8 protein-coding genes and 1 pseudogene are annotated in these 12772 nt (G+C 58.8%); 6 read left to right on the top strand and 3 right to left on the bottom strand.

Annotated features, from left to right (window positions below):
* Window positions 1-25 precede the first annotated feature (25 nt).
* From ACVWXE_RS08870 to ACVWXE_RS08850, 5 genes and pseudogenes are all read left to right on the top strand, one after another.
* The gene (locus ACVWXE_RS08870; RefSeq protein ID WP_457490118.1) at window positions 26-1210 is read left to right on the top strand and encodes an LL-diaminopimelate aminotransferase; all 1185 of its coding nucleotides are present in this window, start codon (window positions 26-28) and stop codon (window positions 1208-1210) included.
* Window positions 1211-1325: 115 nt separating this feature from the next.
* Complete coding sequence (locus ACVWXE_RS08865) at window positions 1326-2069, top strand: hypothetical protein (protein ID WP_457490117.1); 744 nt, start codon at window positions 1326-1328, stop codon at window positions 2067-2069.
* Window positions 2070-2302: 233 nt separating this feature from the next.
* Window positions 2303-3616 carry a histidinol dehydrogenase gene (gene hisD, locus ACVWXE_RS08860; protein WP_414422451.1) on the top strand — a complete coding sequence of 438 codons (1314 nt, stop codon included), beginning with the start codon at window positions 2303-2305 and terminating at the stop codon, window positions 3614-3616.
* A 201-nt stretch (window positions 3617-3817) separates the two neighbouring features.
* A pseudogene (locus tag ACVWXE_RS08855) lies at window positions 3818-5117 on the top strand (RNA-guided endonuclease InsQ/TnpB family protein).
* Between the two features lie 189 nt (window positions 5118-5306).
* The gene (locus ACVWXE_RS08850) at window positions 5307-7859 is read left to right on the top strand and encodes a glycoside hydrolase family 10 protein (RefSeq protein ID WP_457490116.1); all 2553 of its coding nucleotides are present in this window, start codon (window positions 5307-5309) and stop codon (window positions 7857-7859) included.
* Window positions 7860-7925: 66 nt separating this feature from the next.
* On the opposite strand, the gene ACVWXE_RS08845 is transcribed toward ACVWXE_RS08850, so the two are convergent.
* On the bottom strand, window positions 7926-8339 hold the full coding sequence (locus ACVWXE_RS08845) for a hypothetical protein (RefSeq protein ID WP_011431749.1): 414 nt from the start codon (window positions 8337-8339) through the stop codon (window positions 7926-7928).
* Window positions 8340-8486: 147 nt separating this feature from the next.
* On the opposite strand from ACVWXE_RS08845, the gene ACVWXE_RS08840 reads away from it, so the two are divergent.
* Window positions 8487-9086, top strand: coding sequence for a pseudouridine synthase (locus ACVWXE_RS08840; RefSeq protein WP_457490115.1), 600 nt, complete (start codon window positions 8487-8489; stop codon window positions 9084-9086).
* A gap of 282 nt (window positions 9087-9368) precedes the next feature.
* Here ACVWXE_RS08840 and ACVWXE_RS08835 read toward each other — a convergent pair whose 3' ends face one another.
* Window positions 9369-10718 carry an adenylosuccinate synthase gene (locus ACVWXE_RS08835; protein WP_457490114.1) on the bottom strand — a complete coding sequence of 450 codons (1350 nt, stop codon included), beginning with the start codon at window positions 10716-10718 and terminating at the stop codon, window positions 9369-9371.
* A 211-nt stretch (window positions 10719-10929) separates the two neighbouring features.
* The gene (locus ACVWXE_RS08830; protein ID WP_457490113.1) at window positions 10930-12429 is read right to left on the bottom strand and encodes a S41 family peptidase; all 1500 of its coding nucleotides are present in this window, start codon (window positions 12427-12429) and stop codon (window positions 10930-10932) included.
* Window positions 12430-12772: the final 343 nt, after the last annotated feature.

The following is a 12772-nucleotide window of genomic DNA, read 5'->3' as shown; positions in this document are numbered from 1 at the left end:
CCCCCTGCTTTGCAAGAGTTGTTGCATGTCGATTCCCCTCGCCCAGCGACTTCAGCCCCTCGGCGGCAATGTGTTTGACCAAATGGATCGAGCCAAGCGAGAGGCTCGTCGCTCTGGCCTGGATGTGATCGATCTGTCTCTGGGATCCTCCGATCTGCCCCCACCTTCAGACTCCTTGGCGGCCATCCAATCGGCTCTGTCGGATCCCTCTACCTATGGCTACACGCTGTTTCACGACACGGCGGACTTTCGGTCTGCCTGCGCCAAGTGGTACATGGGGAAGTTCGGCCTGGAGATCGATCCGGAAACAGAGGTGCTGCCGTTGATCGGATCCCAGCAGGGAACGGCCCTCTTGCCCCTGGCCCTGCTCAACCCCGGCGATGTTGCTTTGGTTGCGGATCCGGCCTATCCCTCTCACGTGGGCGGGATCCATCTGGCGGGCGGGATCCCCTACTACCTGCCCCTGCGGGCGGAAAACCGCTTCTTGCCCCGCTGGGATCGGATCCCGGCAGCGATCTGCCGGCAGGCGCGGCTGCTGGTGTTGAACTACCCCCACAACCCCACCACTGCCACCGTCACCCCGGAGTTTTGGCAAGAAACCCTGCAGTTTTGTCAGCAGTACGACATCGTTCTGGCCCACGATTTTCCCTATGTGGACTGGCGCTTCGACGGCCAGGTGGCCCCTTCTGCGCTGCAGGCGGATCCCGATAAAACCCGCACCATCGAGTTTTTTTCTCTTTCCAAGTCCTATCACATGGGAGGGTTCCGGGTGGCCTACGCCATTGGCAGCCGAGAGCTGATCCGAGCCCTGCGGTGGGTGAAATCCACCATCGACTTCCACCAATACCAGGGCATTCTGCGGGGGGCAGCAGCAGCTTTGACAGTTCCCGATAGCTTTTTGCAGCGCTGGCGGCAGGTGTACCGCGAGCGACGGGATATAGCTGTGGCGGCTCTACACCGCATCGGTTGGCCTGTGCCCTTGCCAGAAGCCACCATGTATCTGTGGGCGCCTCTGCCGGAGTTTTATCGCGGCTCTTCTGCCCAGTTTTGTCTGGACTTGGTGAGAGCCACAGGGGTTGCCCTGTCTCCCGGTTCTGGCTTTGGCCCCAGTGGGGAAGGCTATGTCCGCTTTGCTTTGGTGGTCGAGGGATCCCGTCTGGAGGAGGCGGTGGGACGGATCGAGGCGTTTTTGTCCCGGTGCATTTCCTAAATCCCAAACATCAATCCCAAACATCGAGCATCCAGCTCTCGGTTGGTTGTGCTCGCCCACCCTCGGGCAATCTAAGTCAGGATAAGAGTAAGAGTGTTACCCAAGTTGAGTGGGCATGGAGAAGGAAACGCTCGACAGTTTTTTGTCCATCCGCGGGGTGATGGGGGTGGCGCTCTTGAGTCGGGCAGGTCGCCCTTTCTTCTACCGCTCTTTTCAGGATTTGGATAGCCGACAGCAGCAAGCCCTTACCGAAGGGCTGTTTCAAGTTTTGGAGACCATGCCCCCAGGACTTGACTATTTTGACTTTCAGTTTGCCGAGCAGCGGGTTTTCGTTTACCCCCTTGGGCCGGAATGGGCGCTGCTGGTGGCGGTGAATGACGAGCTGGTGATGCCGGTTTACACCTTGGCCGTGAACCGCCTGCGAGCCGAGCTGCAGCAGGATACGCCAAAGGGCTTGGCCACCTTTCGTCTATTTACCAGCCAGGCAGAGGCAGGCCGGAACGCTACCCAGCCCAGTTCCGCTCCTGTGGCGGGCCCGCGCATGGAGATGGATGTCTTCGTGCAATCTCTGAACCGTCTCTGCCAGATTACAACCGGCTATTTGGGCAAGGCGGTGATCGTCAACTATTGGAAGGCAGCACGGCAGGAAGTGGTGGAACGCCAGGGATCCAAAGCAGAATGGCTGAACCAGTTCGAGATCGAGCGCAGCGGCCAGATCCACTACCGGGGATCCCTCAAGGAACTGGACGAATCTCAGCAAAGGGTGCTACGGGATTGGGTGCTGGCTTTTTTCCGTCGCTGTGAAGAGGTAATCCACGATTTTCGCAACTTGATCAAATCGTCAGAACTGCGCCTATGAAAAGGGGCCAGTCTTTTTCCTGAGTAGGGCTATCGGCGCTTGGCCGAGGACAATCCAGGCTAAGCTATGACCATGCTCAACCCGGATCACGCCAGGTGCAGACGGAATCCCTGCTTGGAGATGTTTCCTCTTGTCGCCGAAACCGGTGCAGCCGAAGATCTGCATTTGCTACCGCGATGCCGCCGGATCCCTCGTTAGTATGGGGTTACGGCGCGCTATGCGAAGGAGTTGCCATGCTGAGAATCGTCACCCAGCTAGCCGAGGCTGAAGCCGAGCTTAGACGGATCTCGGAGCGCACTCAGGCTGACCAGAACCTGCACCGTGAAGCAACTGTGCGGGAGATCCTGCAAGCGGTACGCCGTCAGGGGGATCGGGCCCTGCTGGCCTATACGGCTGAGTTTGACCAGGTGGAGCTGAGCGTTGCCGAGCTGAAGGTGTCTGGGGCCGAGCTAGAGGCAGCTTACCAGGCGGTATCTCCGCAATTGCTTTCAGCCCTACGGCTGGCCAAGCAGCGCATTGAAGCTTTTCACCGGCAGCGGGTGCCCAGCAGTTGGGTAAGCTTTCCCGGCCCTGAGATCGTCTTGGGCAAGCAATACCGCCCTGTGGATCGCGCCGGCCTCTACATTCCGGGAGGGCGAGCCGCCTATCCCAGCACGGTGTTGATGAACGCCATCCCGGCCCAGGTGGCAGGGGTGCCCGAGATTGTGATGGTGACGCCACCGGGATCCGACGGCTCGGGGGGCAAGGGGATTAGCCCGGCCATTTTGGTGGCCGCCCAAGAAGTAGGCATCCACACCATCTATCGCGTTGGAGGGGCTCAGGCAATAGGGGCTTTGGCCTACGGCACCGAGACCATCCCCAAGGTGGACGTGATCACCGGCCCCGGCAACATCTACGTAACTTTGGCCAAAAAGCTGGTGTACGGCACGGTGGGGATCGACTCGCTGGCCGGGCCATCGGAGGTGTTGATCATCGCCGACGAGAGCGCCAACCCCCTTTATGTGGCTGCCGATTTGCTGGCCCAAGCCGAGCACGATCCCTTGGCGGCGGCCATCCTTCTGACCACCGATCTCCAGCTGGCCCAGCAGGTGCAGCAGGCGGTGGCCACCCAGATGGAGGCCCATCCCAACCGTCTGATGGTGGAAAAGTCGGTGGTGAATTACGGGCTGATTGCGGTGGTGCCGGATCTGTCAACGGCGGTGGCTTTGTCCAACCTGTTTGCGCCAGAGCATTTGGAACTGCAGGTGGCAGATCCCTGGGCTTTGCTGGATCCCATTCGCCATGCGGGGGCCATTTTCTTGGGCCACCATACTCCGGAGGCGGTAGGAGATTACCTGGCTGGCCCCAACCATACCTTGCCCACCGCCGGTGCGGCCCGCTATGCCTCGGCTTTGGGGGTGGAAACTTTCCTAAAGCATTCCAGTCTGATTCAATACAGCTCAGCGGCTTTGCGGGAGGTGGCCAGCGCCATTCAGGCTCTCACACAAGCGGAAGGGTTGCCCGCCCACGGCCAGTCGGTACAGGTGCGGTTGGCGGAGGAGCGCTAATCAAGCCCTGGTCGCAGTTAGCTAGACCGCCGGGAAGCCCCACCCTCTGTTAGTGACTAGTGGCTAGTCACTATCCACTCACCACTATCCAGGGTGAGGGTCGGGATGAGAGGCAAGGACACGATGCTTTGTCCTTACTGGTGCTATGACCGGCGTAGCAGGATTTTATACGCTCATCATGAGAACTTTTATAAACTCATCATGAGAACTGCCTATCAATATCGCTTACGCCCTACCTCTAGCCAAGTTGCTCTAATGGAGCAATAGCTAGAGTTGTTGCGGAAGCACTATAACTATCGCTTGGCAGAGCGCTTTGCGTGGTGGGAACACAATCGCTGTGACATCAATGCTTGTCCCTTAATCTGTCACTTGCCTGAGTTAAAAGACAATCCCGATTTCTACTCCCAGAAACGGGATTTGGTGAAGATGAAAGCCCTGTTTCCGGAGTACAGAGCAGTCCATTCGCAAGTCCTCCAGAACTGCATAGAGCGAGTGCACAAAGCATTCGACCGGTGGCTGAAGGGGGACGGTAACGGCAAGCGGGCAGGGAAACCCAGATTTAAGGGAGCTGGGCGGTATCGCTCCTTCAGTTTCCCCCCGATGCAACAGGACTGCATTTGCGGGCAGTTTATCCATCTGCCCAAAATCGGTGCTGTTCGCATAATTCAGCACCGTCCTTTGCCTGAGGGCTTTGTGATTAAGGCGGCTACCATCAGCCGCAGGGCAGACGGGTGGTATGTGACCTTGAGCCTGCAAGATTCGTCCGTCCCTGAGTTTACTCCTGAGTCTGCAACGCTGGAAAACACTACAGGGATCGACGTGGGACTGGACTCCTTTTTGGTGACCGATGCGGGGGAGTCTGTTCCAGTTCCCCAGTACTATCGCAAGGCAGAGCTCAGGCTCAAGAGGTTGCAGCGAGCCTTGTCTCGCGAGAAGAAGGGGTCAAACCGCCTATGGCTAGTGACTAGTGGATAGTGACCAGTAGATAGTGAATAGTGACTATCCACTAACCACTATCCACTAACCACTATCTCAGCGCAAAGATTTTCATGACAAAACAGCGAACTGGCTGGTAAGCAAGGGCAAGCATATTGGGTACGAAGCCCTGAATATCAAAGGTATTGCGAGGACGAAGCTAGCAAAATCCACCTATGATGCTGGTTGGGGACAATTTCTGCGAATTCTGGCAGTCAAGGCTGAAAGAGCTGGGCTGAGGGCGATTGCAGTGAATCCCAACGGCAGCAGTCAAAACTGCTCTCGGTGTGGTCAAAGAGTACCGAAAGCGATTCAAGACAGGTGGCATTCTTGTTCCCATTGTGGGCTAGAACTAGAGCGCGACCACCATGCGGCCATCAACATCAAGCACAGGGCGGTGGGGCATCCCGTTCTTTTCGCGTCAGCGGGACGGAGTCCTCAAGCGCAGGAAATGTCCTTTTCGCGCCAGCGGCGCGGAGCGCTTTGCGTCAGCATGAGTGCGGGAGTATGTCACACTCCAAAATAAGCCCTATTTCTCAACCTGGACAAGCAACGGGATCCCTCGCCTGCCCTAGCGCCGCCTGGGGATTTCCCCCTTCCACTGGCAGGGATCCTCACCAACATCATTGTTGAATTGAATAATGTTGAATGGTCTGGGCAGGTGCAGGTTCATATCCGCGCTCCTGACGGATGGTCTTCAAAGAAAGGAGATCCAATGCTGTTGGCGGTTCGGTTCCCCAGTCCTTTGGCGGGACGGAGTCCTCAAGCAGGCTGGTCTGGGATGGTGAGGGATCGTTTCTGGGGCTTCATCTTAAGATTCTTCAAGCCCCTGGCAGTTTGTCTGGGTTTCCTCTGGGTGGGTCTGCTGGTTTGGACGGGATCCCCGGTTGCCCACGGCCAAAGCGCTGTCCACGGTGCGGAGCACCTTCTGACGGTGGTACGCTTGCCAGGGCAGAACTGGGCCAATATCGAGCGGCAACTGCAGCAGAGCGGCCTCAGCTACCAGGTGATCGACGGGATCGAGCCAGCAGGTTTGCGGGGGCGCAGCACAGTCTTTTTGCCAAACGTGAATCGCCTAACCGTTGCTCAAGCCCATGCTCTCGCCGAATGGATGCAACAGGAAGGGGGTCAGTTGATCGTCAGCGGCCCGCTGGAAATCCCTGCTGAGGCACGGGATCCCTTACGCAGCCTGATTGGCGCCTACTGGAGCGGAGATATTCCTCTGGCCAGTACGGTGCGCCTGACAGAGTTTGCTGAAGCATGGGCCCGCAGCGTTCAGGCGGCCGATCGCGCCAGCGGTGCGGAGCACTTTGTGGTTGCCGGGGGAGCCCTCTTGCCCACCGGCCCGGAAAGTCGTCTGGTGGCCGTCTGGGAAGAGGTGGACATGGGGGACAATGCCTATGCGGTGATTGCCAGCCGCCAGAGTGTGTACCTGGGTTGGCGTTGGGGGGAGTTTCCCGAGGAGACGGCGCAGTTGGATCGGGAGTGGTTGCAAGCGGCTCTGCGCCGGGCCCAAGGCCGTTTCGCTGCCCTCAGACAGGCTGCTGCCACCCCATCCCCTTTGCCAGCGGTGCGGAGCACCATCAACACCCTGGAGTTGCTGGCCATGCGCCAAGAGCTGGGGAGCTTGCTGGGTCGGGTAGAGGGATCCCTGTTGCTGGCTCGGGCCACTCAAGGGGGGGTAGAAGCAGCCGAGTACAAGCCCATTTTGGAGCAAGCCCGCAGCGTGTTGCAACAGCTACCGGCCTGGGTGGAGGCAGGGCAATACGAGCAGGCGCGGCAGGCTTTTGAACAGGCACGGGCGGATCTGTGGGCCCACTACCCGGTGGATCGGTTGACGGCTTTGTCTGAGGTACGGGCCATTTGGCTGGATCGGAGCACCATTGTCGAGGCAGGCTCTGAGGCAGGGCTGGCTCAGATTTTCGATCGCCTGGCTCAGGCTGGCCTCAACACCGTCTTTTTCGAGACGATGAATGCTGGCTTTGCCATTCATCCCAGCCGCGTCGCCCCCCAACAGAACCCCCTCACCCGTGGCTGGGATCCCTTGCGGGCGGCGGTGCGCTTGGCTCATGAGCGGGGCCTCGAATTGCACGCTTGGATTTGGACTCTTGCGGTGGGCAACACCCGCCACAATCTGCTGCCGGAGATCAACTTGCCCCAAGACTACATCGGCCCGGTGCTGACGGCTCACCCCGATTGGGCCAATCTGGACAATCGTGGCCGTCTGTTCCCGCGCGGGCAGCCGGAAACCTGGCTAGACCCAGCCAATCCGCAGGTGCGCAGCTATCTCCTGGCTCTTACCCGCGAGCTAGTGCAAGACTACCAGGTAGACGGAATCCACCTGGACTACATCCGCTATCCCTTCCAAAACGCTGCCAGCCGCCAGGTGTTTGGCTTCGGTCGGGCCGCTCGTCAGGGGTTTCAGCAGTTGTCCGGCGTCGATCCGCTGGAGTTGGATCCCTTGAGGGATCGCTCCCTCTGGCAGTTGTGGACCCGCTACCGCACCCAGCAGGTGAACGAGGTGGTGGAGGCCATTGCCCGCACCGCCCGCTCCCTCAACCCGCGCGTGATCCTCTCGGCAGCTGTCTATGCTCTGCCCAAGCAGGAGCGCCTGCAAAGGCTGCAGCAGAACTGGGAAGAGTGGATCCAGGCAGGGGAGCTGGATCTGTTGATCCCCCTCACCTATGCGGGCAATACACGGCGTTTGGCGCAACTGGTGCAGCCCAATTTGGAAATTGTCAGCCGCTTCTCCACCCTCTTCGTCCCCAGCCTTAATTTGTTGAACTTGCCGCCCGTCGAGTTCTTGGATCAACTGCAGGTGGTGCGGGATTTGCCCACCGGGGGGTTTGCTTTATTCTCGGTGCGGCAGCTTACCCCAGAGCTGGAAGCCATCCTCAGGTCCTCCGCCATTGCCTCGACTCGCATTCCCTATCGGGATCCCTTTGGGGCTGTTCGGGATCGCTTCCAGGCGCTGCGGCAGGAGTGGATGTTTTTGCTCGAGCAGAAACGGTTGGGGTTGTGGGAGCACAGCCAATGGATGGAGCAAATAGAGCGGGTGCAGGGATCCCTGGCGGCCTTGGCAGCGGATCCCACCCCGGAAGCCCTGGAACAAGCCCGTCAGCAACTGGGCAACTTGAAAACCAATCTTGCCACTTGGATGCGGCTGGAATCTCTGCGCAACCCCTATCGAGTTCAAGTTTGGGGCAACCGTCTCGCGGCTTTGGAGATGATGCTGCGCTACGGAGAGCAAACCCTGATGAGGGCATGAAGCTCCCCTCTTGCGGGATGGGGATCCCATCTATCCCCAGAACTTCCCCAGAACCGAAAAAAACTGTTATGGGGTATCTTTCGGCATTTCCTCTGCGGGGTCAGGCCCTGTATCCGGCTCCTTGGGGAGAGCAGAGTCCTCAGGGCTGGGCAAGGACTCTGTCCTGCTGGCGCGAACCGCTTCCGGGGAGGTTTCTGGCTCCTCGTCATCGCTACGCGACGCTTCTGGGAACCCGTCAGCAGTGTGTGGCGCTGAAGCGGGCTGAGCAGCAACAGGTTCAGGAGCAGAAGGAGGAGGTGCAGCTGGGATCCCGGCTTCTTCTGCAGGAACAACCGCAGGTGGCTGAGCAGCTTCTTTTTCCTTTTGCTGTTCGTAGCGGCGACGTTTGTTGCCCTCATCCACCAGCACGTACACCAGGCTGAGGAGAGAGAGCCCTGCTGTTCCAACCAAAACCCAGAGTAAGTTGTTGTCTATGGTCATGGGTTGAGCTCCGTCAAACGCTGCTGGCGATGGAGGGATATTGCTCCTTAAGGCTTGATCTTACCGTTGAAGCCGCTCTGCCAAATCTTTCTGCCAAATCTTAAAGATTGGAAAGGTTGGGTTCACAGTTTTGTTGTTTTGTGTGTCATGCGCTATCTCAAGTTCTACAAGCCTTATGGCGTGCTCACCCAATTCACCGACCGAGAGGGACGGCCCACCCTCAAGTCTTTTATTCCGGTGCCCAGGGTTTATCCGGTGGGGCGACTGGATCGCGACAGCGAAGGGCTGCTCCTGCTGACCGATGATGGTCGCCTCAATGCCCGCTTGATCGATCCCAAGTTCGGCCATGAGCGCATCTACTGGGTTCAGGTGGAAGGGATCCCCACCCCCCAAGCCCTGCAACAGCTGCAACAGGGGCTGATCATCCAAGGGCGAAAAACGCGCCCGGCCCAGGTTAAGGTCTTGGCTGAGGAACCCACCCTGCCGCCACGGGATCCCCCCATTCGCTTTCGCCGCTCCATCCCCACCACCTGGCTGGAACTGACGCTGCGGGAGGGTCGCAATCGCCAGGTGCGCCGCATGACTGCCGCCGTTGGGATCCCAACTTTGCGGTTGGTTCGGGTTGGACTGGGGCCCCTCTCTCTGGCGGGGCTTGCTCCTGGCCAGTGGCAAGATCTCAGTGAGGTAGAACTGGCCCAACTGCGGCAATATTGTTTTTCTCAAACCATTAGAGTCATTTCAAGTTAGATTAAGACGCTTCCTATTCGCTCGGCAGTGAGGAGCTGGGAAGCAAGACAACGGAACAGTTTTATTCCCTCTTAAATGACTATAAACTAGGACACTGCATCCACACCTAAGACGTTGAACGCACAGGGCCGGAAGGCTTTTCTCCGTAGCTTAGGCGTTTCACCCTAACCTGAAATGACCATAACTTAACTCACATTGATCATTACTGAGCATTTGATCACTACATTGTTTGTTAATGATTGCCCTATGATTGCCCTTGTTCCCAATTGTTCTTGAGCCCACTCAGTCGGGCATGAGGGCGTGGGCGCGCTTGCCACCATTGGGGTAGAGAAGGGCCCGCTTGGGGCCGTGGATGGGATCCTCGACGATAATCGTCTGGTCGCGGCTGGCCCCCAGAGAAACAATGGCAATCGGCACCTGCATCAACTGTGCCAAAAACTTCAGGTAATCATGGGCTTCGGGGGGCAAGTCTTGGATGGAGCGGCAATCTTTGGTGGAACATTTCCAGCCCGGCAGGGTTTCGTAGATGGGTTTGCACTGGGCGAAAACCCGGGCATCGCTGGGAAAGTGACGAATTTCCCGCCCCTGGTACTCGTAGGCCACGCACACCTTGATCTCATCCAAGCCATCCAGCACATCCAGTTTGGTGATGGCCAGGCAGTCTAGGCCATTGATTCGCACCGCGTAGCGCCCAATTACCCCGTCAAACCAGCCGCAGCGCCGTTGTCGCCCTGTGGTGGTGCCAAATTCAGCACCGGTTGCCCCCAGGTACGCCCCGATCTCATCTTTGAGCTCGGTGGGGAAAGGGCCTTCGCCAACGCGGGTGGTGTAGGCTTTGGCCACCCCGATCACCCGGTCAATGCTGGTGGGGCCGATCCCAGCGCCAATACAAGCGCCACCGGCAATGGGATGGGAGGAGGTGACGTAGGGGTAGGTGCCGTAGTCGAGATCCAACAGGGTGCCTTGAGCCCCTTCAAACAGGATGTTCTCCCGATCTTCGATGGCTTGGGTGAGAAGCAGAGCAGCGTCGGTAACATAGGGGCGCAGCCGCTCGGCATAGGCCAGGTATTGCTCGATAATTGGCTCGGGATCCAAGGGCGGCAAGTTATAGATCTTTTCCAGCAAGACATTTTTGTAGGGAATGGCCCAACTGAGGCGCTCCCGCAGCTGGTCAGGGTACATCAAGTCCACGACGCGAATGCCCATGCGCTCGGCCTTGTCGGCATAGGTGGGGCCAATGCCCCGACCGGTGGTGCCCAGCCGGTAAATGCCACGCCGCTCCTCTTCTGCGATGTCAATAACCCGGTGGTAGGGCAGGGTGACGTGGGCCGTTTCGGCAATGAACAGGTTGTCGGTGGAAATGCCCAATTGATGCAGTCGGTCGATCTCGGCCAGCAGAACCTCGGGATCGATCACCGTGCCGCTGGCGATGATGCAGCGTTTGTCGGGGTAGAGAATGCCAGAGGGGATCAAGTGTAGCTTGAAGGTTTGGCCCCCCACCACCAGGGTATGCCCTGCATTCACCCCACCTTGATAGCGGACGACCACATGGGCCTTTTCACTGAGGAGGTCGGTGATCTTCCCTTTTCCTTCATCGCCCCACTGGGCACCGACAACCACGACGTTTGCCAAGAGCTTCTCCTACAGTCCGTAGATGGCACAAAAAATCCCCTTTGCGGGGGTTGCTGCACTAATCTACCGCATCGCTCCGGGCGATGTTGAGAGATCAGGACAAAAAGATTAACAATCGATTAACTTTTCTCCGGCAGGGGACAACGTGGAGATGGGCGGGATCCCCGAACCCTCTGGCAAGCCAACAGAGATTCCCCAGTTGCCCTCGCCTTCAGCTCCCCGGCTTGAACAGGCCAATGGCCGTGACCTGGTTGGATCCCACCTCAAAGGCAAAGGCCAGGCCCAGGGCATCGTAGTTGACGTAGTAGCGGTCGTCGCGCAGATATTCTCGGCTTCCCTTGGGATAGGGTACCACCTCGTTGTAGCCGTTCTCGCCGGGCCCGCCGTAAACGGCGATCACTTCCGAATAGGTGGAGCCGATGCGGATCCCTTCGCCGGTCATGGCTTCCGGGTGGGTGGTGTAGATGCGGTTGGCGAAAAAGCTATCCACAATGCCCGGATGACGGTAGGTGAAGAGGATGTAGTCTTGTAGGTAAAAGATCTTCAGGTCGCTGTTGGGCTGAAACACATTGGCTCCAGAGGCCGCTGGGATCTGATCGACATTGCCCAGCAGGTGGGTATCCACGTTGCGGGTATCCATGCCCAGCTCAAAGCGGCCAACTCGGCCCTCTTGCACCAGCACGGTAGGCCGTGGGGGCAGGGCAGGTCGCCGGGGGGGCAAGGCCAGCGCTTGCAGGCCGGCATTCAGCCAAGCATTGTCATCTCCTTCCACGGTCTGCAAAGGCACTAAACCTCGCTCCAAAGAGCGACCATCCCCTGTTTTCCAGGTGGCCACGGCCAGTTCCACCGCCGCGCCGGAGGGGAGAGCAAAGAAGCGGGTTTGTCGCTCGCTGCCTTGGGTGGGCTGTCCCAAGATAAGGGTGCTACCGCTGGCTCCCAACTGGGCAGCCAGGAGGGTGGCCCCCTGGCGGGTGTTGCCATCCACCAGAACGGCCAACGGGATCCCGGCGGCAATGGGCAGATTTTCGCTGTTCCAGAGGGTGGGCTGCCCGAATCGGTCTTCGGTAATCAGCAGCGGCTGGACGGAGCGGGGCAAAAACAGGCGCGCCACATCTGCTACCACTTGGGGGTCGTAGCCCACCGAGCCGCGCAGGTCGAGGACAATGCCCTGGCTGTAGTCTTGGGTGTAGAGGGTTTGGCGGATCTGCTGAGCCGTGGCTGGGGTGAGATCCGGCACTGCCAAATAAACCTGGCGCGGGCCGATCCCGCGGGCTTGTACGGGAGGACGGGGACGGTTGAGCAAGTCCTTGAAAGCTTGCGGATCCCAGAAGCGATCGGCGGGATCCCCATACTCCCGCAGGATCTCTTGAATGAACTCGTACTCCACCTCAATGGGGGGGCGGGGATCCCCGTAGCTTCGGGCCAACAGGCGGGTGTAGAGGTCGTTGTAACTAACCGCAGCAGCTTGGTTGCCTGCACCCAAGGACTCGTTGATGAACAATCCCACCAGATGGCGGAGATCCAGCCCGACCGGCTCACGGGGAGGCGAAGGGGCTGCCGGGATCCCTGGATCGGGAAACGAACCTTGGGGATCCGAGGGCATGATGGGCACAGGAGGCAAGGCCGATTGGCCCACAGCGCTGCCGGGCGAGATCCCGGCGATCAGGGTGAGGATCCCCCAAGCCCCAAGTACGCGCGCAAATCCCTTCATGGCAGCCTGCCCTCTTGCAGATGTTGCGAATAGGATAAACCCTAAACGCTCCCCTTTGCCACTGCCAGCAGTGGTAGATATCTATTTTTTGCGACTTGGAACACTAGGGGCTGCGCCCCCTTGCTTTTGAAGGAAATGCCCTCAGCCAGAAAATCCCCAGCGCATTCACCAAATTTTCGGGCTGGAGGCCCGCACCATAGCCGCAGGCTTGGTGTCGGGAGGAAAGCCCTCCTCTATACAGGTTTGCCGGTCAAAAGTCTGGATAAACTACAATAAGCCCATGAGCCAGACTATCTCTGTACGTTGCAAGCTGATAGTCCCACAAGAGTTGCGTCAAGAAATT

The sequence above is a fragment of the Thermostichus sp. MS-CIW-41 genome, from assembly GCF_054058915.1.
Note: the sequence above shows the minus strand (reverse complement) of the source record. Positions and strands in the feature narration are given on the sequence as shown.

Excerpts from the sequence above, each read along its gene's own strand:
- ACVWXE_RS08830 (WP_457490113.1), bottom strand. The coding sequence starts at position 12,429 with ATGAAGGGATTTGCGCGCGTACTTGGGGCTTGGGGGATCCTCACCCTG.
- hisD (WP_414422451.1), top strand. The coding sequence starts at position 2,303 with ATGCTGAGAATCGTCACCCAGCTAGCCGAGGCTGAAGCCGAGCTTAGA.
- ACVWXE_RS08840 (WP_457490115.1), top strand. The coding sequence starts at position 8,487 with ATGCGCTATCTCAAGTTCTACAAGCCTTATGGCGTGCTCACCCAATTC.
- ACVWXE_RS08865 (WP_457490117.1), top strand. The coding sequence starts at position 1,326 with ATGGAGAAGGAAACGCTCGACAGTTTTTTGTCCATCCGCGGGGTGATG.
- ACVWXE_RS08845 (WP_011431749.1), bottom strand. The coding sequence starts at position 8,339 with ATGACCATAGACAACAACTTACTCTGGGTTTTGGTTGGAACAGCAGGG.
- ACVWXE_RS08870 (WP_457490118.1), top strand. The coding sequence starts at position 26 with ATGTCGATTCCCCTCGCCCAGCGACTTCAGCCCCTCGGCGGCAATGTG.
- ACVWXE_RS08850 (WP_457490116.1), top strand. The coding sequence starts at position 5,307 with ATGCTGTTGGCGGTTCGGTTCCCCAGTCCTTTGGCGGGACGGAGTCCT.